Genomic DNA, 21,901 nt, shown 5'->3' on the forward strand with positions numbered 1-21,901 from the left:
CGGGCTTTTCGCGGATTTCTGACTTGTTTTTAGTCAGGGCTTGATCGGCGCACGGGCAGGAGCGGGAATGGACATGCGGTTGCTGACGGTCGCGGCGATGAGGCGGGTCGATGCCGCGGCGATCGGCGGTGGAGTGCCGGGCCTGGCCCTCATGGAGGCCGCGGGCGCCGCGGTCGCGGCCCGCGCCCGCGCCCGGCTGCCCGCGGCGGGGCGGGTCGAGGTCCTGTGCGGACCGGGCAACAACGGCGGCGACGGATTCGTGGCCGCGCGGCTGCTGGCTGCGGACGGCTATGCCGTCGGCCTGTCCCTGCTCGGCGATCGCGGGGCGCTGAAGGGCGATGCGGCCCAGGCCGCAGAGGCCTGGACCGGGCCGGTCCGGTCGGCCGATGCGGGCGCGATCCCCGCCTGCGACCTCGTGATCGACGCCCTGTTCGGGGCGGGCCTGGCGCGCGACCTCGACGGTGTCGCCCGCGCGCTCGTGGAAGCGGTGAATGCCAGCGGCCGACCGGTCCTCGCCGTCGACGTGCCCAGCGGGGTCGACGGCGACACCGGCGCGGCGCGCGGCACCGCGATCCGCGCCGTCGAGACCGTGACCTTCGTGGCGCTCAAGCCCGGCCATCTGCTCCAGCCCGGCCGGAGCCTCTGCGGGCAGTTGAGCGTGGCGGATATCGGCACCGGTCCGGCTGCGCTGGAGGCTGGCCTCGCCACGTGCGCGCCGGCCTACCGGAACGGTCCGGACCTGTGGGCTCAAGCCTTCCCCCGGCTGACCGGGACCAGCCACAAATACACCCGCGGGCACGCTCTGGTCCTGTCGGGGCCGGCCACCAAGACCGGCGCCGCCCGCCTCGCGGCCCTGGGTGCCCTGCGGGTCGGGGCCGGCCTCGTGACCGTCGCCTCGCCGGCCGGCGCGCTGGCCGAGAACGCCGCGCACCTCACGGCGATCATGCTGCGGCCCTGCGAGAGCGCCGACGACCTCGACGACCTCCTCACCGACGAACGCCTGAACGTCGTGCTGGCCGGGCCGGGCCTCGGCACCGGCGAGCCGTCCCGCGAACGCGTCGCCGTGGCGGCGGCGGCCGGCCGCGGCCTCGTCCTCGATGCCGACGCGCTGACGAGCTTTGCCGGGCAAGCACCGCTCCTCGCCGCGCACATCGCGGACGGCGCCGCGTCCGCCGTGCTGACGCCGCATGCCGGCGAGTTCGCCCGGCTGTTCGGGACGGCGGATGCGACGGCGGAGGGCGCCGACAAGGTCGCCCGGGCCCGGGCGGCCGCCGCGCTCACGGGCGCGGTGGTGGTCTTCAAGGGGGCCGATACGGTCATCGCCAGCCCGGACGGGCGCGCGGCGATCAACGATCACGGCACGCCCTATCTCGGCACCGCGGGCTCGGGCGACGTGCTGGGCGGCCTGATCGCCGGCCTGATGGCACAGGGCATGCCGCCCTTCGAGGCGGCCTCCGCCGGCGTCTGGCTGCACGGCGATGCCGGCTTGCGGCACGGTCCCGGCCTGATCGCCGAGGACATTCCCGAACTGATGCCCGCGGTGCTGCGGGCTCTCGTGGCGGCCGACCTCAGGTGACCTCGAACAGGGTCCAGAGGCCGGTATCGAAGCGCTCCAGCACCGTGGCGCTGATCAGCCAGCGCCCCGGATTGTCGGCCAGGAAGCCGATCCGCGCGGTCCGGCCCTCCAGAAGTTGGAACGTGTCGAGCCAGTAGGGCTCCCAGCCGTCGTCCAGGGGATGAAGCAGGCGGAAGCAGTGGCCGTGCAGGTGCAGGGCCTGCGGGAAGGCGGTCTCGTTGCGCAGGGCCAGGACCACGACCTGCCCGCGCTTCACCGTGAAGATCGGCTGGAGGCCGGCGGTGCCGCTGGCCCCGTTCACCGACCAGATCTTCCGCGGGTCGCCCGTGTAGACCGGATCGGGTGCGGGGCCGTCCTTCGGCCCGTCCTTGGTTCCGTCCTTGGTTCCGTCCTTGGTCTTCGGCACGACGGCGCCGCCGGTGATCACGACGTCGCGGCGCAGGGCGTTCTGGAGCTTGATCTCGGCCGGCAGGCGCTTGTTCTCGCCGATCGGCCCGATCGGCGGCCGCTTCTCGGTGATCCTGGCGCCCTTGGTGGTGACGCTCGCCAGCGTCAGGCCCTTCCCGACCAGCGCCTCGATCGTGCACCGGGCGCCTTCCTCCTCCGGCAGGTCGACCATCAGGTCGTAGCGGGTGCCGGGGGGGAACGGCAGGGTCGCCCGCAGGGGCTCGAACGTGTCGGTGGGCTGACCGTCGACCGCCGCCACGTAGACCTTCACGCCCTCGAACCGGAGCCGCGTCGCCCGGGCATTGCAGGCGTTGCCGAGGCGCAGGCGGACGCGGGCGCCCGGACGGGCCTCGAATGGGCCCGGTACCGGCTTGCCGTTGACCGTGACGAGGTTGCCGAGTCGGCCATGCGCGGCGGAGAGCGCCGTCTGCCCGAACGGCATCAGGGTGCCGTCGTCCTGGAGCCGCCAGTCCTGCAGGACGACGCTGACATCGGCGTCGACCGCGGGCGGATTCGTCTCCTCGACGACCAGCATGCCGGCGAGCCCCCGGCCCGAGGGCTCGCTCGCCCCGCCGACGACGAGGGGCCGGATCAGGTAGGAGCCGGCATCCGGCGGCGTGAAGGCGTAGAGGAAGTCGCCGCCCGGTGCGATCGGTGCCTGGGTGACCCCGCCGACGCCGTCCATGGCGTTGACGTTGCGCACCCCGTGCCAGTGCAGCGACAGGGGCTTGTCGGTCCGGTTCTCGAGCTTCAGCCGCACCGGCTGCCCGAGCTTCACCCGGATCACGGGCGGCAGGGCCTTGCCGTCGAAGCACCAGACCGGCGTCTCGGGTGCGGGCTCCGTCCTGAGCCGCGCCGTGCCGGGCGCCGCCGGGAGCACGGCGGGCTCCGCTTGCGCGGGGGCCGGACCGGGGGAGGGCGCGGCCGACGGGGCGCCCGGAGCCTGAGCCCGCGCGGCCTCCGGCACGAGGCCGAAGGCGGCGGCCGCGGCGAGCAGGGTCCGGCGCGACGGCGAGCCGTCGCGCGAATCGGTCGGCGGCACGGGGCGGGATGGCGGCATGGGATCTCGGCTGCGGCTCGCGACGGGTTCGCTCCTTAGCGGCGCGCGGGCTCTCGCGCCACAGGGACAAGTTTTTTGCTGCGAGCCCGTCGGCCCATGCTATAGGGCCCGCTTCTGGCGGCCGGCGATGCGCCGGATGTCGGCGCGCGCGGGCGTGGCGGAACTGGTAGACGCGCTGGATTTAGGTTCCAGTGTCGCAAGACGTGGGGGTTCGAGCCCCTCCGCCCGCACCAGGACGTCCGCTGAGGTTGCGGTCCCTTCGGACCCTCCGTCCCGTACCCGACATCTCGGCAACCCGGTCCGCGCGAGCACGATGCCGGCCCGGCCGGCGACCCCAGGTTTCTTTGAAGAGCGACGACGACGATGCAGGTGACCGAGATCAACGCCCAGGGGCTGAAGCGCGAGTTTCAGGTTCTGCTGGCCGCCCAGGAACTCGAGGAGCGCCTGACCAACGAGCTGTCCGGCATGAAGGACAAGGTGCAGCTCAAGGGCTTCCGCCCCGGCAAGGTGCCGGTCGCGCACCTGCGCAAGGTCTACGGCCGCTCGGTGATGGCCGAGGTGGTGCAGAATGCCGTCAACGAGGCCAACCGCCAGATCGTCACCGATAACGGCCTCAAGCTCGCCCTGGAGCCGCAGGTCGAGTTCCCGAGCGATCAGGCCGAGGTGGAGAAGGCCCTCGACGCCAAGGGCGACCTGGCCTTCAAGGTCGCCCTCGAGGTGATGCCGAGCTTCGAGCTCGCCGACCTCTCGGACGTCAGCCTGACCAAGCGCGTCGCCAAGCCCTCCGACGAGGAAGTGACCGAGGCGCTGGAGCGTATGGCCGGCCAGGGCCGTCCGTTCGCCGAGCGCGACGAGGGCGCCGAGGCCCAGACGGGCGACCGCGTCACCATCGACTTCGTCGGGCGCATCGACGGCGAGGAGTTCCAGGGCGGCAAGGGCGAGGGCGTCGATCTGGAGCTCGGCTCCGGCTCATTCATCCCCGGCTTCGAGGAGCAGCTCGTGGGCGCCAAGGTCGGCGACAAGCGGCTCGTGAAGGTGACCTTCCCGGAGGCTTACGGGGCCGAGCAGCTCGCCGGCAAGGATGCCGAGTTCGACGTGATGGTCGCGAAGATCCAGGCGCCGGGCGAGGCCAAGGTGGACGACGAGCTCGCCAAGTCCATGGGCATGGAGTCGCTGGAGAAGCTCCGCGAGGCCGTGTCGGAGGCGATCGGGCGCGACTTCGAGGCCGCGACGCGACGCCGCCTCAAGAAGGACCTCCTCGACGCCCTCGATGGCAAGTATGCCTTCGAGCTGCCGCCCTCCCTGGTGGCGCAGGAATTCGCGGCCGTCTGGGCGCAGGTCGAGCAAGACCTCAAGACCCGCGGCAAGACCTTCGCGGACGAGGACACCACCGAGGAGGAGGCCCAGGGCGAGTACCGGAAGATCGCGGAACGGCGCGTCCGTCTCGGTCTCGTGCTTGCGCAGGTCGGCGAGAGCGCCGATATCAAGGTCTCGGACGACGAGGTGAACCAGGCCCTCATCGCTCGGGTCCGGCAGTTCCCGGGCCAGGAGCAGCAGGTCTGGGACTTCTACCGGAAGAATGCCCAGGCGCTCGCCGAACTGCGGGCGCCGCTGTTCGAGGAAAAGGTGGTTGACCACGTCCTCGGCCAGGTCAAACTCGTCGAGGAACCCGTCTCGAAGGAGGCGCTTTTCGCCGACGACGAAGACGACGACACGACCGGCGGAAAGCCGGCCGGCAAGGCCGAAGCCGAGACCGAGGCAAAGGCCGACTGAGTCCCGCTCTGTCCCAGGACGGCGGGCAAGGGTTAGGCGATGGTTAAGCATCGCCGGTGTTCGCTGACATGTCCGGAGCTGCTCTGATTCGCGGCAGCTCCGGGCCTCACTTGGGCAGGACGAGATGAGAGATCCGATCGACGTCTACAACAACGCGCTCGTGCCGATGGTCGTCGAGCAGTCGAGCCGCGGCGAGCGCGCCTTCGACATCTACTCCCGCCTGCTGCGCGAGCGCATCATCTTCCTCACCGGTCCCGTGGAGGATTACGGCGCGTCGCTGATCGTGGCGCAGCTGCTGTTCCTCGAGGCGGAGAATCCGAAGAAGGAAATCTCCTTCTACATCAACTCCCCCGGCGGCGTGGTCACCTCGGGCCTCTCGATCTACGACACGATGCAGTTCATCCGCTGCCCCGTGACGACGCTCTGCGTCGGCCAAGCCGCCTCGATGGGCTCCCTGCTACTGACCGCCGGCGAGCCCGGCCACCGCTTCGCCCTGCCGAACGCGCGGATCATGGTCCACCAGCCGTCGGGCGGGTTCCAGGGACAGGCGACCGACATCCTGATCCATGCCCGCGAGATCGAGGCGCTGAAGCGGCGCCTGAACGAGATCTACGTGAAGCACACCGGCCGCGACTACGACACGATCCACACGGCGCTGGAGCGCGACAACTTCATGACCGCCGACGCGGCCAAGGAGTTCGGCCTCATCGACGAGGTGATCGAGAAGCGTCCCGAGCCGGCCGCAGCCTGAGCGGAACGCGTCGCCTGACCGCCGCGGCGTGGCCTTGATCCCGCCGCGGCAGCGTGTTTGCATCCGGGATCGGGTCCTTCGGGCAAAGGCGCGCAGCACACTGTTTCTTTAAACGGGCCCCCTACATTCACGCGATGCGCGTTCGCCCCTTGCCGGCTGCGGACGCGAGGAATCGGAGACCGATATGAGCAAGACTGGCGGCAACGACTCGAAGAGCACGCTGTATTGCTCGTTCTGCGGCAAGAGCCAGCACGAGGTCCGCAAGCTGATCGCCGGCCCGACGGTGTTCATCTGCGACGAGTGCGTCGAGCTGTGCATGGACATCATCCGCGAGGAGTCGAAATCCTCGCTGGTGAAGAGCCGCGACGGCGTGCCGACCCCGAAGGAGATCCGTCGGGTCCTCGACGACTACGTCATCGGTCAGGACTTCGCCAAGAAGGTCCTGTCTGTCGCGGTGCACAACCACTACAAGCGGCTCGCGCACGCGACGAAGCACAACGACGTCGAGCTGGCCAAGTCCAACATCATGCTGATCGGGCCGACCGGCTCGGGCAAGACGCTGCTCGCCCAGACGCTGGCCCGCATCCTCGACGTGCCGTTCACCATGGCGGACGCCACGACGCTCACCGAGGCCGGCTACGTCGGTGAGGACGTCGAGAACATCATCCTCAAGCTGCTCCAGGCCTCGGACTACAACGTCGAGCGGGCCCAGCGCGGCATCGTCTACATCGACGAGATCGACAAGATCTCCCGCAAGTCCGACAACCCGTCGATCACCCGCGACGTGTCGGGCGAGGGCGTGCAGCAGGCGCTGTTGAAGATCATGGAGGGCACGGTCGCCTCCGTCCCGCCGCAGGGCGGCCGGAAGCACCCGCAGCAGGAATTCCTGCAGGTCGACACCACCAACATCCTGTTCATCTGCGGCGGCGCCTTCGCGGGGCTGGAGCGGATCATCTCCCAACGCGGCAAGGGCACCTCGATCGGCTTCGGCGCGACCGTGCAGGCCCCGGACGACCGCCGCACCGGCGAGATCTTCCGCTCGGTCGAGCCCGAGGATCTGCTGAAGTTCGGCCTCATCCCCGAGTTCGTCGGCCGTCTGCCGGTCCTGGCGACGCTGGAGGACCTCGACGAGGCCGCGCTCAAGAAGATCCTGCAGGAGCCGAAGAACGCCCTGGTCAAGCAGTACCAGCGGCTGTTCGAGATGGAGAACGTCGACCTGACCTTCCAGGACGATGCGCTGTCCCTCGTCGCCCGCAAGGCGATCGAGCGGAAGACCGGTGCCCGCGGCCTGCGCTCCATCCTGGAGACGATCCTGCTCGACACGATGTACGACCTGCCGGGCCTGGAGTCCGTGGAACAGGTGGTCATCGGTCCGGAGGTGGTCGAGGGCAAGTCGCGCCCGCTCTACATCCACGGCGACCGCAACAAGGACGCACCCGCCAGCGTCAGCGCGTAAGCGCTCGGTAGGGTTGCGTCGGGCGCCCGGCTCCGGCCGGGCGCGCTGCGGGGAACATCTTGAAAACGCTGCACCCCGCAGCCACCTCAGGCTCAGCGCGGCGGCCGCACGCTCCTTCGAGGTTCGGTCCGCGTTACCAGCCGCAAAGTCCATTACAGTTCCGACCCTCGCGGCCCGGTCGGCCCCTGGCTGTAGGCGCGCTCCATGCATGGGGCGCCGAACCCGGGCGTCCCTGAGAGGAAGTCACCATGTCACAGTCGAAATCGCGCCAGCCGGTGGTCCCGGGTTCGACGGGCACTTACGCCGTCCTGCCCCTGCGCGACATCGTCGTCTTCCCGCACATGATCGTGCCCCTGTTCGTGGGGCGTGAGAAGTCGATCCGCGCCCTCGAGGAGGCGGTTCGCACGGACCGCCATATCCTGCTCGCCACGCAGATCAACGCGGGCGACGACGATCCGGCGACCGACGCGATCTACAAGATCGGCACCCTTGCCTCCGTGCTTCAACTTCTGAAGCTTCCCGACGGCACCGTGAAGGTGCTGGTGGAGGGCGTCGGTCGCGCGAAGGTCACGGGCTTCACCCGCTCGGACGAGTATTACGAGGCGACCGCCGAAGCCCTGCACGACGAGCTCGGCGACCGCGTCGAGGCCGAGGCGCTCGCGCGCTCGGTGCTCTCGGAGTTCGAGAACTACGTCAAGTTGAACAAGAAGATCTCGCCCGAGGTCGTCTCCGCCGTGACCCAGATCGACGAGCCGTCCAAGCTCGCCGACACGATCGGCTCGCACCTGCTCGTCAAAATCTCCGACAAGCAGGGCATCTTGGAGACCCCCACGGTGGCGCAGCGCCTGGAGCGCGTGCTGTCGCTGATGGAGAGCGAGATCTCCGTGCTCCAGGTGGAGAAGCGCATCCGGACCCGCGTCAAGCGGCAGATGGAGAAGACCCAGCGCGAGTACTACCTGAACGAGCAGATGAAGGCGATCCAGAAGGAACTGGGCGACTCGGAGGACGGCCGCGACGAGCTGGCCGAGCTGGAAGAGAAGATCGAGAAGACCAAGTTCACCAAGGAGGCGCGCGACAAGGCGACGGCTGAGCTGAAGAAGCTGCGCCAGATGTCGCCGATGTCGGCAGAGGCGACCGTCGTGCGCAACTACCTCGACTGGATGCTCGGCATCCCGTGGGGCAAGCGCTCAAAGATCAAGAAGGATCTGCTCGGCGCCCAGGCGCTCCTCGACGAGGACCATTTCGGCCTCGACAAGGTCAAGGAGCGGATCGTCGAGTACCTCGCCGTGCAGCAGCGGGCGAACAAGCTCACGGGCCCGATCCTGTGCCTCGTCGGACCTCCCGGTGTCGGCAAGACCTCGCTCGGCAAGTCCATCGCGAAGGCGACGGGTCGCGAGTTCGTGCGCATGTCCCTCGGCGGCGTGCGCGACGAGGCCGAGATCCGCGGTCACCGCCGGACCTACATCGGCTCGATGCCGGGCAAGATCGTCCAGTCGATGCGCAAGGCCAAGACCTCGAACCCGCTCATCCTGCTCGACGAGATCGACAAGATGGGCATGGATTTCCGCGGCGATCCGTCTGCGGCGCTCCTCGAGGTCCTGGATCCCGAGCAGAACAGCACCTTCAACGACCACTACCTGGAGGTGGATTACGACCTCTCGAACGTGATGTTCGTGACCACGGCCAACACCCTCAACATCCCGGGCCCGCTCATGGACCGGATGGAGGTGATCCGCATCGCGGGATACACCGAGGAGGAGAAGGTCGAGATCGCGCGCAAGCACCTGATCCCGAACGCCCTGAAGAAGCACGGCCTCGGGACGCACGAGTGGTCGATCGACGACGACGGCTTGATGATGCTGGTTCGCCGCTACACGCGGGAGGCCGGCGTCCGCAACCTGGAGCGTGAGCTGTCCAACCTGATCCGCAAGGCGGTGAAGGAGATCCTGATCACCAAGACCGAGTCGATCGCGGTGACCGTGGAAACCCTCCCGGTCTTCCTCGGTCCGCCGAAGTTCCGCTACGGCGAGATCGACGCGGACGATCAGGTCGGCGTGGTCACGGGTCTGGCTTGGACCGAGGTCGGCGGCGAGTTGCTGACGATCGAGGGTGTCATGATGCCCGGCAAGGGCAAGATGACCGTGACCGGCAACCTGAAGGACGTGATGAAGGAGTCGATCTCGGCGGCCGCATCCTACGTGCGTTCGCGGGCCATCGATTTCGGCATCGAGCCGCCCCTGTTCGAGCGTCGCGACATCCACGTCCACGTTCCGGAGGGGGCGACCCCGAAGGACGGTCCGTCGGCGGGCATCGCCATGGCCACCGCGATCATCTCGACGCTCACCGGGATCCCGGTCCGCCGCGACGTCGCGATGACCGGCGAGGTGACGCTCCGCGGTCGTGTGCTGCCGATCGGCGGCCTGAAGGAGAAGCTGCTCGCCGCCCTTCGCGGCGGCATCAAGACGGTGCTGATTCCCGAGGAGAACGCCAAGGACATCGCCGAGGTGCCCGACAGCGTGAAGAACGGGCTGGAGATCATCCCGGTCTCTCGGATGGATCAGGTGCTGGAGAAGGCGCTGGTTCGCCAGCCCGTGGCGATCGAGTGGGAGGAGCCGCTGCCCGTGGCCAAGCCCGCGCGGACGGAAGAGGACGGCGCCGCTTTCGTGGCGCACTGATCGCCCGCAACGCCTGACCACAACAGCCCTCGGCGCTCCGGCGCCGGGGGTTTTTTCGTGCCGGGGTTCGGTGTGCCTTTCTTCCTGGCGGGGGATCCGATGCCGGTCGAGTGCGACGCCATCGGGGCAGGGGGCGCGGTCTCGGTTGGCCGGACGAGAACCGGAACTCGCGCCTCGTCGTGCGCCCCTAGGAACATGCTAGGCCGCACGGCACGGGACGCATCCGGTGCTGTGCGGCCGCCGGCCGTCGTTCCGGCTCGTGTGGCGGCCGGAGGGCGTCGTGCGGCGCGCCGGCCGCGACGGTGGTACGGCCGTTGCCGTGGTGCCTTGCACCGGACCGGCGCCATGCCGTAACGGTTGACCGCCGGGCGGTTAGCTCAGTTGGTAGAGCGTCTCCTTTACACGGAGAGGGTCGGGGGTTCGAGTCCCTCACCGCCCACCAATTCCGGCATGGGTTTAGCCTGAACCGGCGCCGCGACACGGGTCGACGCTCCGATCATCCTCCGAGCCTGCTTGAGCGCAGGCTGCCGCATCGCCGCAAACCGCACTGTTTCCGTTCTGCGCCAGGCGGCCGGGGTCGTCGATCAGGAGGTCGACGCCGCTGTCGAGGCTGCGCTGGCCGGCCGCGCGACCGGGTCTGATTTGCTCGCCGCCCTGTGACTGGCAGGGCCGGTCACCGGATCCGCCGCCTCGAGTCTCATCGCTTCCGCTCGGGAGCGAACCCGGGGCACCGGGTCGTGGACGCCCTCTCGACGCCGGGCGCGCCGCCGCCAAGGCGGGTAGGCTGCGACCTGCCGCGGCCTGTCCGCGCTACCGGCGTCGTGCGAACGCGGCCGGGCCGCGGAGCGTGCGGCCCCGGGGCCGGACAGATCGGCGGACGTGGCGCGAGGCTGGAACGCCGGTCATTCGAGGCTGCCGCGGCCGCATCGTCGCCTCATGGACGGCGACCGACTGCAAAGGGCCGACGAAGGCCGCCTGCGGACGGATCGAATCTGCGAGCTTCGACCTGTACGAGTGATGCGCGGATATCGGGCGCTCCGCCGAGCCTCAATCGCGTGTCCGGTTCAGCCGGTCCCGGGTCGATCCAGACCGGAGCCAGGGGAGGGATCCATGTTCTCGGTCATCTTCGAGGTCCGTCCCGGCGACGGCGCTCAGGATACCTACTTGGCGCACGCGGCCGTGCTGAAGCCTGAGCTTGAGGGCATCGACGGCTTCATCGACAACGAACGCTTCTCGAGCCGGACGCGACCGGGCTGGGTGCTCTCGCACTCGACGTGGCGGGACGAGAAGTCCGTGATCCGCTGGCGCACCCATGCCGGCCATCACCTGATCCAGGGGAGGGGTCGATCCGAGGTGTTCACCGACTACCATCTCCGCGTCGGAGAGGTGACGGCGGACAGCCATCCGCCCGTCGGCCACGCGATCTCGGAGCAGCGTTTCGACGCGACCGAGATCGGCGAGGCCAAGGTCTGCACCCTCGTGGAGGTGATGCCGGCGCGAAGCGCGCTCGCCGCCGGCGACGACGACCTGTTGCTCGCGCTGGGCTTCGTCCCCCGGGCCGACGGACTGGTGGCGTGGGCGGCGTTCAATTCCCTCACCACGCCGGGGAAGATGCTGGTACTGCTATCCTGGGTGGATGCCAACGCGGTTCCCGAACCCTCGACCGGGACGGCGGGCATGCGCATCCGAGCCGTGCGGATCATCCGCGATTACGGAATGTTCGATCGGCGGGAGAGCCCGCAATATCATCCTGCTGTGAGACGTCATGTCATGGCGGGTTGAACAGCCTGGCTTTGGTACGAGCGGCGGGTATCGCGGATTCTGGACGCACGGTCGACGCTTGCCCGGACATTCCGATGGGGGCATCTGCGATCGGCCCATCGGCCGGTCCGTGGCCGACGCCGAGCTTGCCCGCGCGTGCCTGCCGTTCCGCGGCGTTGGTGGATGTTCGAGCGGAGGCTCTGTCGGATCAGTCGCTGCCGCGGGCCCGCGCGACCACGAGGCGAACCCCGTCTTCCGCGCCCGGCCTCTTCGCCGCCGTGATCCTCGTCAAGGGCGGGTGCGAGCAACATGGGATGGGGGCTCGCGGAGAGCGCGATCCAGCCGAAGACCGCAGGGAGCGAACTGCGTTCGACGGGGACGGCCAATCGGGGTGCCGAGTCATGATCCACCGCCTCCACCCCGAAGTGGATTCACCCGTCCCCCTGCGGCTCCCGTCACATCACCGGATGAGCCGGCAGCGGTATTTTGAGGTCGGAGGCTTCGTGCTGCCAAGTCGGGTGCCGTGCATCCAGCTGCACATGCTGGCCGACGTACACGGTCGCCAGAAATCCGAGCAGCAGAAGCAAAGCCAGGGTCATGGCGTCTGGATACTTGCGAGCACCATGGATGCTGACGCACCCCAGCGTGAAGACGGCCGCGAGGACCAGAGGAACCAGCATGTCGCGCGACATCGGGAATACCGTCGTCCGAGTCCAGGCCGCCCCGCGTACCGCCACGTCGCTGTGACCGGCGCGAAGCCGCCAGGAATAGACGTGCGAGACCGCCTCCAGCATCCCGAGCCATGCGGGCAGCCGATCGCCCCGGTCCCGGAACCCGCCATCGTGGGGCGGGCATGAGCTGCTACGTGGACGACGTCGAGCATCCCTTTCATGGGATGCTCATGTGCCATCTCTGGGCTGACAGCCTCGACGAGTTGCTGGAGATGGTCGACCGCATCGGCGTCGAGCGCAAGTGGATCCAGGGGCACCCGACGCTCTCCTTCGGTAAGCACCGGACCGCGAGCTGGGTCCACTTCGACATCCCGAAGGGCAAGAGAGCCCGCGCGATCGGAGCCGGCGCGATCCTGACGGATCGCTACGGGCCGTTAGAGCACTGCGCGCGACTGCAGATCGCCAGCGGTGATCCGCAGGAGGCGCGCCGGGGCGAGAGCCGCCTGGCCCTGATCGACAGGTGCCGCGAGAACGAGGCCGCCGGTGTCGCGTGACGCACGGTGATCCGGTCCTGACCGACCGCATCGACCCGCGAACGAGGAAACGCATGTTCGTCGTGTTCGACTTGGATGGCACGCTCGCCCTGACGGAGCACCGCGCGCATTTCCTCGCCCGGCCCGGTCGGAAGGACTGGGGCGGGTTCTACGCGGCCTGCGACCAGGACCAGCCCTGCCAGCCGATCATCCAGACGCTTCTCGCCCTGGATGCCGCTGGCCACAGCGTCGAGATTTGGTCCGGCCGGTCGGACGAGGTCGAGGGCAAGACCCTCGGATGGCTGGCCCGGTACGGGCTCGGAGGCATCCCGATCCGAACGCGCGCCGCGGGCGATCACCGGCCGGACACCGTGCTCAAGGCCGAATGGCTGGACGAGGGGCGCACGCCGGACCTGATCTTCGACGATCGCGCCAGCGTCGTCGCCATGTGGCGGGCCCGCGGTATCGTCGTCTGCCAAGTCGCGCCGGGTAATTTCTGATCAGCCTCGGCGAACACAGGATCGCGGTCCTGCTGCCGCGATCGCCGAAGAGCGGGCGCACCGTGCAGCAGCCGTGAACAATCTTCGCCATGTTGACGCGCGTCGCGCCTGGGAGGAGCTGCCGGAGGTTCTGTCGCGACTTGCCGTGGTGACATGCTCGACGCCTCTGCTGCCGGGGCGACCAGCAGCATCGCGTCAGGATCGGCCATGCGTCTCCGGCGCCGGATCGCCGCGAAACCGGAAGTCGGGTGGCGGGGGGGCAGTGTCGCGGAGGGTCCGGGTTCCCGCTTCGCTTGCAGTCCCGCAGAGCCGTCGCCCGCGCGTGCGGGAAGGCCTTGCGGCGCGAGACCTGCCATGATCGGCTGACGACCCATGGGGTATTCCGGCGCCTGCACACGACGCTGGGGATTATCGAGCGGGTGGTGAAGCGATGCCGCGTCCCGCCAAGGGTGCCCGGTACTACCGCAAGGCCGACGGCCGCTCGGTCCTCCGGGACACCGGCGGCATCGAGTGCAGCCGGGTCACCGCCACCCAATGAATATCTGGATGCGAACAACGATGATCTGGGATCTGGGGACCAAATTCGCACATCTGATAATTGCGGTTTGTAATCTTTTTCCATCGCTATCCTCCGAAGTGCAGCGGAACGTCGCGTATGGGCCGAGCAGATCCAATCTGGCCGACATCTACCGGCCCAAGGAGGGCGGCGAACACCCGGTCGTCGTTTTCTTCTATGGCGGCGGTTGGCGGAACGGATCCAAGGAAGGCGTTGCCTATGTCGGCGCAGCTCTAGCCCGGAAAGGCTACGTCGTCGTCGTGCCGGAGTATCGCCACTTCCCGACAGCCAAGCTGCCGGACATTCTCGCCGACACGGCCACCGCGGTGGCATGGACGATCGGGCACGCTCATGAGTTCGGCGGCGACGCTCGACGCGTCGTCGTAGCCGGGCATTCATCCGGGGCCTGGGCGGCGACCATGTTGGCTCTGTACCCGGAATGGCTCGCACAGGCCGGCTCGGAACCGGGTGCTTTGGCCGGTGTCATCGGTATTGCGGGACCATACGCCATCTCATCGATGACCGAACAGGCGGATCACGAGGTGTTTTCGGGCGCCGGCCCTGACATGGAACCGATCCACGGCTGCTCCCCTCGACAGCCCGCCCTGCTGCTGCTCACCGGCGCAGACGATACGATCGTCCTGCCGGTGAGTACGACCGCATTGTCCGACCGGATCCGCAAACTCGGGCACGAGGTCGAGACGCATATCTATGCGGGCCTCGGCCATGGTCAAATTGTCGATAAGATACTCTTTCCCTTCTCTGTGTGGTCCACAGTCTCAGGCGATATCGACCGCTTCGTGAGCCGAGCAAAGATGAATAGCCATCCGAAAGATTGTGCGGATTAATCCATCGCGCCGCGCCGTGTCAGCGTCGTGGAAGGTTCAATCGCGGTCGCGTCGCGGGCTACGTCGCGTGGCTGAACGCGAGGCGAGGACGAGGCCCCCACCCGCGCACGCCCTCGCAGGCCAGTCGCGCGGATCGCATCGGGTACGCTCCGGCTTCGTGCGCTCAACGCATCCGCCCGCCGCAGCCGGGCATCACATTCTTCGGGCGTCGGGTGCTCTGCCATCTTGTCCGTTCTCAAGGCTCAAAAGCCCGACCAAAAGCCGGACCCCTTCCATCGCCGCGGATCAGTCGGACGCAGGATCCGCTGACGGTAGCGCGGCGCTGGAGGCGCGCGTCCCAGGTTGGTTCCGCGCTGCAGCGTGACTCATCGCACTGCACGCAATCGGCGGATCCGGCATCTTCATGGCAGGCGAATTCATCGGGCCGCTCGGAGGGCCCGCCGCTTCATAAGGAGTGTTCGACATGGTCCTGAAGGGTTTCTCCTACGCGATGATCGGCGCCTTCGTGGGCGGCCTCGCGATGACGATCGCCGGCTCGGCCGGCGTTCTGATGGGCCTGTAAGGACAGCGGGCGACACGCGGCCCAGGCGCCGGGATTGACGAGAGGGGGAGCGGCGGGGGATCGGCTCCGCCGCTTTGATGGGCGGCGCACGGCCGCCCAAGGTGAGATCCGAATCCGGGACCTGTCCCGCCGGTCGCGTGAGCGCCCCTGTCCGTGGCGGTCTCGAACGACGGCGGGAAGACCCGGACGGACGCGCGCTTTGAACAGGGTCTGGCCGCTACCGCCGTGCAGGCGGCGGCGTAGCGGAGCAATCAGCGCAGGTTGAGCATCGCAGATTGTCGAATGCAGTTCGCCCGGTTACAGCCCGCCTATGTCCAATAAGCTCGACGCCCTCCTCGAACGCCTCAAGGCGCATCAGCGCACGCTCATCCTGGCAATGGCCGAGCAGGATGGATTGCCGGCCGGGAGCACCCTGCGTCAGGTGGCCGAGTTGGAGAACGTCATCGCGGCGGTGGAAGCGGTCACGGCCGAAGAAGCAGACCGGGCCAAGCGGCCGTAGCGGCTCCGCTCGACCTCGGCGCAGCGACCCCGGGGGCCCGCGCCTCTGGAACGGCCAATGGCGGGCATGACGGCCGCCGCACGGGCGCTCTTCCTGCGCGGCGGTCGTCCCACGATGCGCTCAGCGCCACCCACCCGCATGTGGCTCGGCGGTGACATGTGTCGGCGACCGCCTGTGGACAGTGCCGAGTGCCCCCGATCGGTCAAGGTTCAGGAGCGAGCGTGACACGCTTCCTCCGATCTGGACCCGTCATGTTCGCCAACCGTCGCGCGTTCGTCTGCCGCCATCGCGAGCGCTTCGCCGTGCTCCTCTCCTCCGCATTGTTCCTCGCCGGCGCGCTGCCGCTGGTTTGGGCGATCAACTGAGTCGTCGGGTGTCCCCGGCAGAGATGCGGATGGCCTGTGCTAGACTGCTCCAACCGACGAACCGAGGGAGGTTCCGATGGACACGAAGCAGTCGATAGAGCTTGCGGTCTTCGTCGTCGCAACCAGCGGGCCGGTGGCGGCCCCGATCGCGTTCTGTTCGCCGCGCTGCGCCTCCTCGGGCACTCACCCTTGGCGCAGCATGAACAGCTTGCCCAAGAGCGCTGCCAATTCGTTCTGGCGGGAGACGCCCATCTTCTCGAACACCCGTTTCAGGACGGTGCGGACCGTGTTCTCCGAGATGCCCAGGGTCTCTGCTGCCTTCCCGGGAGACACGCCGGCGCCGATCAGCGCCGCCAACCGCGCTTCCCCCAACGTCAACTGGAACACGTCACGGACCACCGCGGGGTCGAACGGCCGGCCGTGTCCCGTCTCCACGACGAGGACGATCGTGCTCGCCGTCTGAAGGGATGAAGGCCCGGGCACGACGGGCAGCGGCATGATCTGCAGCAGGAGGCTGTGCTCGCCGTTCTCCAAGACGAGGGTCCCGGGCAGCGCCCGACCTTGCTCCTGACCCGTGAAACGCGCGACAAGCCGGTCCTGAAGCGCCCGCCGCGTCTGGGCGCTGCGCGCGGTCAGGCGCCCGTCCAAAGCCATCAAGCCGCGTCCCAGCAGAGCGCCGGCCCTGGCATTGGATGTCAGGATGCGCTGGTCCGCATCGAGGATGAAGACACCGCAATCGAGGCGGTCGAGTGCGCCGGCCAGCGAGAGGTTCTCTGCCTCTGCATCCATCAGCCGGATGGAGAGGCTGAGCGCACGCTCGATGTGGCGGCTGAACGCCAGAACATGCTCCTGCTCGGCATCGGAGAAGGTGGGCTTGCCGAGGCTTCGGAGCAGCGACAGGGCGACCGCGATTTCAGGCGTCGGCGAGACGGACACGCCCACGCTCCAGCCGATGCCGTTCGGAATCAGGAAGTCCTGGTAGATCGGCAGGGTCGCCACCTCTGTCGCGGTGCAGACGGTGTGATCGGCCTGAACATCCCGCCGCCCGCTCGCGATTGCGCTCAGAACCCGCTCGGCGCGCACATCGAGGTGCTGCCAGCGACGACCATACTCCTCATTCAACGCCGACAGAGTGGGCGAGACGATCACGCCGATGCGGCCGTCGTCATGCCGATGAAGCAGAGTGGCGCCCATGGCATCGAATAAGATGGCCACTTGATGCAAGGCTTCCGGCCAGCGAAGAGGCTCGGCCGCCGCCCTGTAGACGGCATCGACAGCCTCGTTCCAAGCGAGAATATTCATCGCGTTGCTCGCAGCCGGAGCCTGTCGCCCGGATTGGATATTCCGTTTTCTTTGTTTTTCAGTTGCAGCATCGAAAGCGGACTCAGATCGCCATATGCTCATTCCGTTGGCGCGGAAGGTGTAAATAACAGCTAATATAATGCCCCAAATGGGAGATGGCGCGTCACGCAAAAAATTGAATGCTGGAAACGATTTTCCCACAGCTGTAGCCGACTTGGCTGCCCCGGCTGGTGAGCAGGTTTCCATCGATGTTCGGCCTCAGTCTCGGCGCCCTCGCCCTCGGCGCAGCAATCGCGGCTTCCGCGTCACGATGGCCGGCTTACCAAGCTCGGCTCGAAGGTCTCAGCGGCGGGATGCTCGTTTGCGGCCTCGGTCTGCTCGGATTCGAGCTGCCGTTGTTTCGATGACCCGCGCCGCAGGCATGGTGGCTCGGCTGCCGCGCATCGCTTCATGCACCGGCATCCATCCCTTCGCGAGCGGCGCCCGTCACTCACGTCCGCGATAGGGGCCGGCTTGGGTTGAACGGCGCAGCCGGGTCATCCCGGCAACGACGTCCGGCAGTCGGTCGCGTCCCGAGGAGAAGTCATGCCGCAGGAGGCCAGCGCGCCTGCACCTCGACTGGAACACGCGCCAACCTCGCCTACACGCCGAGGATGCGGCCGCTCGTCCCGGCGTCCTGCTGCCGATCCCCCGCGAGAACTCACGCTGACGGATCGCGCGTCGGCTCGTCTTCAAGGAGGGCGATCGAGGTCGCCACGGGGCCGTCCAGCGGTCCCACGTGGGCTACGAAGCGCGCGCGCGACCAGAGTTCGACGCGGTCCCCGTCGCTCAGGTGAAAAGCACGCTCGGCCGCGTCCGCATCGGTGGCGGCCTCGATCGGGATGGTCGACCTGACGCTGCCATCCGGCGCGAACCGGTAGGCCCGGTAGGGTGTCAGCGCGCAGGAGGAGCGGCGGCCGGCCGGGAAGCTCACGACATCTGCCATTCGCGCGCCTGTCCGCTACAGTCGAGACCGCGAGCCCGAAGCTTGCGGCACTTTCTCGCCGATACCGACATCCTGCGCCTCCGTGAGCCGCAAAGATAGCCCGCCGCATGGGGCAGCCGCAGCGAACCCGGAAACTTCCGTCACGGTTCGTGCGACAGCGCGCCCGGTTCCCGCCAGACCGTGCTAAGCATGGAACGGTCGGCCAGTACGGCCGGTTCGACGCTCACGGCACGCCACCTCGGCGAGCCGACGATTAGGGTTATCGCCATGGCTACCGGTACTGTGAAGTGGTTCAACGAGACGAAGGGCTACGGATTCATCCAGCCCGACGACGGCGGCAAGGACGTGTTCGTGCACATCTCGGCGGTCGAGCGCGCTGGAATGCGCAACCTCATCGAGGGACAGAAGATCTCCTACGAGGTCGAGGCTGACCGGCGCAGCGGCAAGGAAAGCGCCGCCAATCTGACGAACGCCTGAGCCTTCCTCGGTCGGGACGGCGGCCAACGCGCGTCGTCCCGACCGGGTCAGCGGACCCTCCGTCCCGACATCCCCGCGAGCCAAGTCGAGTATCGGCTCGCGCGGGTGGACCTGAAGACCTGTACGGCATCGCCCATCGACGCTGTCACCGCGCAGGGTTCCCTCCGCCCCGGCTCACCAGGATGACGTCTCGGCCGGAGACCTTCCAAACCGGCAGCGACCCCTCGCGAGCGAACATCGCGAACGCCTCCTCCACCTCCCAGCTGTCGAAGGCCTGAGCGCCCTCCACCGCGCGACCGACGATGCAGGCCTCGTCGGGAGCCTCAGCGGTCGGTGACCGGGTCTCCAGCGAGAACATCACGCCCGATCGATCCGGCCTGAGTTCATCCGGCAGGGCTCCGATCTTGCGCCACAGGCAGTGCCACCGGGCGCACGCCTCCGGACGCTCCGGGTAGATCCCGCACGCCGTGCCGGTGTTGTGGCGGCACAGGATCCCCGCGGGCTTGTCGAGGACCGCGATCTCCAAGACCCGACAACAGATCGTACAGGAACCGCAGGCCCGGCCTTGCGCGAGTGCGGCGATGTTCTGCGGGGGTGTCACCCGGCGAGAGCCTTGCCCATGAGTTGCTTCGATGATGTGCCCCTCCGCGCTGTCAGGGTGGTGCGGCCGCCGAAGCCGGATCTGGCATGTCGCGGATGTCGCACGACGCCGCGCGCGGGGATCCGGCCATCGGCACGGGCGTCCCGATCGGGGGCGGTGCGATTTTCGACGTCGCCCTCACGGAATCGGCCGCGCGGCATCATCCGATCGGGCCCTGCCCATGGGCGAGCCGATCGGACAGCGGCCGAGACCGCGGCCGGATCGGCGCCCGGCCGCTGGAGCGATACGCTCGAGCGCGGCTACTGGTCGTCATCGTCGTCGTTGACCTCGATCAGGTCGGTGCTGTCCTCGTCGTCCTCGTCGACCACGAGGGTGTCATCCTCGCCCCCGTCGCCCTCGTCCTCGATCTCCAAGGCATCATCGCCCTCGGCCTCGCCGTCGGCCTCCTTACCGGCTTCCTCGGCCTCGACCTCATCCAGCGAGACGAGTTCCGGGCCGTCCGTCTCCTCTTCGTCGTCGGTCGGGGCCGCTTTGCGCGCCGCCACGGGGGGCGCCGCCCTGGCGAAGGACGTCGACGGGGAGATCGGGACGATCTCGCCCGAATAGGGGGAGATCACGGGGGACTTGTTGAGGTCGTAGAATTTCCTGCCCGTCGTCGGGCAGATCCGCTTCGTGCCGAGGTCCGGATGGGCCACTGCGCTTCTCCATGGGGGAACGTTCGGGGACGTTCGACGCTGGATGACCAGCGCGCCGTCCGCTTCCTCTAGCACGGGGCGGCGACAGACGAGCCTGCTGTACGTCGGGCTGGTCCGGATTCGGGTGGAGGATACGCGCCGGTGGGCGTCCCGCTGCCGGCGATGGCCCGCCGACGTGTGCCGGCGGGCAGACGCCCGCCCGCGCCACGGCGTGTCCTGCGCGAAATCCGCTTTGCGGGGCGGGCGACGGAGGCCGCGAACGACCGGGACTTGCGGCGAGCCGAAGCCGGGAGGCGGGCTCGAGCGGCCGACGCGAACGGATCGAAGATCGCCACCCACCGGATCTGGGAGAACGGCGATCCGCGGACGTCCCATGGCAGCGCGGGCGCGGCATGGGACGAGGGGTTTCCGCTCAAGCCCGGGCGATCGGCGCGGCGGCGTGAACCTTCTGCTCCGGCAACTGGTTGCGACCGATCCAGAAGACCAGGGCGCATCCGACGCCGGTGAGGACGCACAACGGAAGCAGGGCGACGGGGAAGCTCCCGGTCTGCTCCCGGAGCAGGCCGATCAGCGAGGTGATCGCGCCGGTCCCGAGATGCGCCAGCGTGTTGATGGCGGCGATGCCGGCCGCCGTCTGAGCCGGTGGCAGCGTCTCGGTGGCCAGGGCGAAGAACGGTCCCTTGATGGCGTAATTGCCGAGCAGGACCAGCGACAGCAGCACCAGCGTGGCCCAGAGCGACCCCGTCAGGAGCGTCAGGGCGAAGCTGACCGAGGTCAAGGCCAGCGGCAAGGCCGTGCTCCAGATGCGCTCGCCGCTGCGGTCGGCGCGCAGGCCCCAGAAGATCATGAACGCCGAGGCGATGCCGAACGGGATCATGTTGAGCAAACCGGTCTCCAGGTTGCTGAGCCCGAACCCCTTGAGGATCTGCGGCATCCACAGCGACAGCGTGTTGCTGGTCGCCGAACTGCCCGCGTAGATCACGGCCAGCAGCCAGACCTGCCGATTGGCGAGCACGGCCCAGACCGCCGCGAGGCCGTGCGCGTGGTGAGGAGCCGCAGCCTCCGCCGACCGGCGCTCGGCGTCCAGCCGGTTGGTCAGCCAAGCCCGCTCCTCCTGGCTGAGGAACGTCGCCCCCGCGGGCCGGCTCGGCAGGAGTGCGAGGGCCGCGAAGCCCAGGAGGATCGCCGGCACGGCCTCCAAGATCAGAAGCCACTGCCAGCCCCGCAGGGACGCCGCGCCATCGAGGGTAAGCAGGGCGGCCGAGAGCGGCGAGCCGAAGAAGCTGGAGAGCGGGATCGCCACCATGAACATCGCCACGATGCGCGCCCGGTAGGCCTTCGGGAACCAGTAGGTCAGGTAGAGGATGACGCCGGGGAAGAAGCCGGCCTCGGCGGCACCGAGCAGGAAGCGGGCGACCGCGAAGCTCACCGGCCCGGTGACGAAGGCCGAGCCGATCCCCACGAGGCCCCAGGTGATCATGATCCGGGCGATCCAGATCCGCGCGCCCACGCGTTCCATGGCTAGGTTGCTCGGTACCTCGAACAGCACGTAGGCGACGAAGAACAGGCCCCCGCCCAGGCCGAAGGCCGCGGTGGAGAGGCCGAGATCGCGGTTCATGGTCAGCGCCGCGAAGCCGACGTTCACCCGGTCGACGTAAGCGATGAAATAGCAGAGCACGAGGAACGGGATCAGGCGCAGGCCCACCTTGCGCATCGTCCGGGCCTCGAAGGCGTCCGCGGGTGCCGCGAGCGGCGTGGTCGTCTCTGCCATGGTCGTGTCCCTCCTCTGATGACGGATGGTCTGAGCC

The 21,901-nt window shown here is 68.4% G+C and carries 20 protein-coding genes and 2 tRNA genes; 15 read left to right on the top strand and 7 right to left on the bottom strand.

Annotated features, from left to right (window positions below; translation table 11 throughout):
- Positions 1 to 73: 73 nt before the first annotated feature.
- Positions 74 to 1,576 carry an NAD(P)H-hydrate dehydratase gene (locus MFF58_RS16720; RefSeq protein WP_238289939.1) on the top strand — a complete coding sequence of 501 codons (1,503 nt, stop codon included), beginning with the start codon at positions 74 to 76 and terminating at the stop codon, positions 1,574 to 1,576.
- On the opposite strand, the gene MFF58_RS16725 is transcribed toward MFF58_RS16720, so the two are convergent.
- On the bottom strand, positions 1,569 to 3,083 hold the full coding sequence (locus MFF58_RS16725) for a multicopper oxidase family protein (RefSeq protein WP_238289881.1): 1,515 nt from the start codon (positions 3,081 to 3,083) through the stop codon (positions 1,569 to 1,571). The two genes, MFF58_RS16720 and MFF58_RS16725, sit on opposite strands and share 8 nt — an antisense overlap.
- 148 nt (positions 3,084 to 3,231) lie before the next feature.
- On the opposite strand from MFF58_RS16725, the gene MFF58_RS16730 reads away from it, so the two are divergent.
- From MFF58_RS16730 to MFF58_RS16765, 8 genes are all read left to right on the top strand, one after another.
- Positions 3,232 to 3,316: transfer RNA gene (locus tag MFF58_RS16730), tRNA-Leu, on the top strand.
- A 130-nt stretch (positions 3,317 to 3,446) separates the two neighbouring features.
- Positions 3,447 to 4,856 carry a trigger factor gene (gene tig / locus MFF58_RS16735; RefSeq protein ID WP_238289882.1) on the top strand — a complete coding sequence of 470 codons (1,410 nt, stop codon included), beginning with the start codon at positions 3,447 to 3,449 and terminating at the stop codon, positions 4,854 to 4,856.
- 124 nt (positions 4,857 to 4,980) lie between these two features.
- On the top strand, positions 4,981 to 5,607 hold the full coding sequence (locus MFF58_RS16740) for an ATP-dependent Clp protease proteolytic subunit (RefSeq protein WP_012322036.1): 627 nt from the start codon (positions 4,981 to 4,983) through the stop codon (positions 5,605 to 5,607).
- Between the two features lie 184 nt (positions 5,608 to 5,791).
- Positions 5,792 to 7,063 (top strand): ATP-dependent Clp protease ATP-binding subunit ClpX, encoded by a 1,272-nt coding sequence (clpX, locus tag MFF58_RS16745; protein WP_091712519.1) that lies wholly within the window; start codon positions 5,792 to 5,794, stop codon positions 7,061 to 7,063.
- Between the two features lie 248 nt (positions 7,064 to 7,311).
- A complete protein-coding gene (lon, locus tag MFF58_RS16750; RefSeq protein ID WP_238289883.1) occupies positions 7,312 to 9,738 on the top strand; it encodes an endopeptidase La in 2,427 nt (808 codons plus the stop codon).
- A 366-nt stretch (positions 9,739 to 10,104) separates the two neighbouring features.
- Positions 10,105 to 10,180, top strand: a tRNA-Val gene (locus MFF58_RS16755).
- A gap of 71 nt (positions 10,181 to 10,251) precedes the next feature.
- Complete coding sequence (locus tag MFF58_RS16760) at positions 10,252 to 10,398, top strand: hypothetical protein (protein ID WP_238289884.1); 147 nt, start codon at positions 10,252 to 10,254, stop codon at positions 10,396 to 10,398.
- A 450-nt stretch (positions 10,399 to 10,848) separates the two neighbouring features.
- A complete protein-coding gene (locus tag MFF58_RS16765; protein ID WP_238289886.1) occupies positions 10,849 to 11,520 on the top strand; it encodes an antibiotic biosynthesis monooxygenase family protein in 672 nt (223 codons plus the stop codon).
- A gap of 434 nt (positions 11,521 to 11,954) precedes the next feature.
- On the opposite strand, the gene MFF58_RS16770 is transcribed toward MFF58_RS16765, so the two are convergent.
- On the bottom strand, positions 11,955 to 12,293 hold the full coding sequence (locus tag MFF58_RS16770; RefSeq protein WP_238289887.1) for a hypothetical protein: 339 nt from the start codon (positions 12,291 to 12,293) through the stop codon (positions 11,955 to 11,957).
- Between the two features lie 71 nt (positions 12,294 to 12,364).
- Between MFF58_RS16770 and MFF58_RS16775 the strand changes: the two genes are divergently transcribed.
- From MFF58_RS16775 to MFF58_RS16795, 5 genes are all read left to right on the top strand, one after another.
- On the top strand, positions 12,365 to 12,724 hold the full coding sequence (locus tag MFF58_RS16775) for a DUF4031 domain-containing protein (RefSeq protein WP_238289888.1): 360 nt from the start codon (positions 12,365 to 12,367) through the stop codon (positions 12,722 to 12,724).
- Positions 12,725 to 12,777: 53 nt separating this feature from the next.
- Complete coding sequence (locus MFF58_RS16780) at positions 12,778 to 13,203, top strand: phosphatase domain-containing protein (RefSeq protein WP_238289889.1); 426 nt, start codon at positions 12,778 to 12,780, stop codon at positions 13,201 to 13,203.
- Between the two features lie 558 nt (positions 13,204 to 13,761).
- On the top strand, positions 13,762 to 14,607 hold the full coding sequence (locus MFF58_RS16785) for an alpha/beta hydrolase (RefSeq protein ID WP_238289890.1): 846 nt from the start codon (positions 13,762 to 13,764) through the stop codon (positions 14,605 to 14,607).
- 872 nt (positions 14,608 to 15,479) lie between these two features.
- Positions 15,480 to 15,668, top strand: coding sequence for a hypothetical protein (locus tag MFF58_RS16790; RefSeq protein WP_238289891.1), 189 nt, complete (start codon positions 15,480 to 15,482; stop codon positions 15,666 to 15,668).
- Positions 15,669 to 15,889: 221 nt separating this feature from the next.
- The gene (locus MFF58_RS16795; protein WP_238289892.1) at positions 15,890 to 16,033 is read left to right on the top strand and encodes a hypothetical protein; all 144 of its coding nucleotides are present in this window, start codon (positions 15,890 to 15,892) and stop codon (positions 16,031 to 16,033) included.
- A gap of 183 nt (positions 16,034 to 16,216) precedes the next feature.
- Here the strand turns inward: MFF58_RS16795 and MFF58_RS16800 are convergent, their stop codons facing one another.
- Complete coding sequence (locus MFF58_RS16800) at positions 16,217 to 17,581, bottom strand: helix-turn-helix transcriptional regulator (RefSeq protein ID WP_238289893.1); 1,365 nt, start codon at positions 17,579 to 17,581, stop codon at positions 16,217 to 16,219.
- Between the two features lie 454 nt (positions 17,582 to 18,035).
- A complete protein-coding gene (locus MFF58_RS16805; protein WP_238289894.1) occupies positions 18,036 to 18,320 on the bottom strand; it encodes a hypothetical protein in 285 nt (94 codons plus the stop codon).
- A 267-nt stretch (positions 18,321 to 18,587) separates the two neighbouring features.
- Between MFF58_RS16805 and MFF58_RS16810 the strand changes: the two genes are divergently transcribed.
- Positions 18,588 to 18,797 carry a cold-shock protein gene (locus MFF58_RS16810; protein WP_238289896.1) on the top strand — a complete coding sequence of 70 codons (210 nt, stop codon included), beginning with the start codon at positions 18,588 to 18,590 and terminating at the stop codon, positions 18,795 to 18,797.
- Between the two features lie 145 nt (positions 18,798 to 18,942).
- Here MFF58_RS16810 and MFF58_RS16815 read toward each other — a convergent pair whose 3' ends face one another.
- The 3 genes from MFF58_RS16815 to MFF58_RS16825 all read right to left on the bottom strand — a co-directional run bounded on the left by MFF58_RS16815 (position 18,943) and on the right by MFF58_RS16825 (position 21,864).
- Entirely contained in the window at positions 18,943 to 19,323 is a 381-nt protein-coding gene (locus tag MFF58_RS16815) for a hypothetical protein (protein ID WP_238289897.1), read from the bottom strand.
- Positions 19,324 to 19,697: 374 nt separating this feature from the next.
- Positions 19,698 to 20,093 carry a TIGR02300 family protein gene (locus MFF58_RS16820; RefSeq protein WP_238289898.1) on the bottom strand — a complete coding sequence of 132 codons (396 nt, stop codon included), beginning with the start codon at positions 20,091 to 20,093 and terminating at the stop codon, positions 19,698 to 19,700.
- A gap of 412 nt (positions 20,094 to 20,505) precedes the next feature.
- Positions 20,506 to 21,864: an MFS transporter gene (locus MFF58_RS16825; protein ID WP_238289899.1), complete on the bottom strand. Its 1,359-nt coding sequence runs from the start codon at positions 21,862 to 21,864 to the stop codon at positions 20,506 to 20,508.
- Between the last annotated feature and the right edge of the window lie 37 nt (positions 21,865 to 21,901).

Origin of the sequence: Methylobacterium longum (assembly GCF_022179385.1) — a bacterium.
Lineage (GTDB): Bacteria > Pseudomonadota > Alphaproteobacteria > Rhizobiales > Beijerinckiaceae > Methylobacterium > Methylobacterium longum.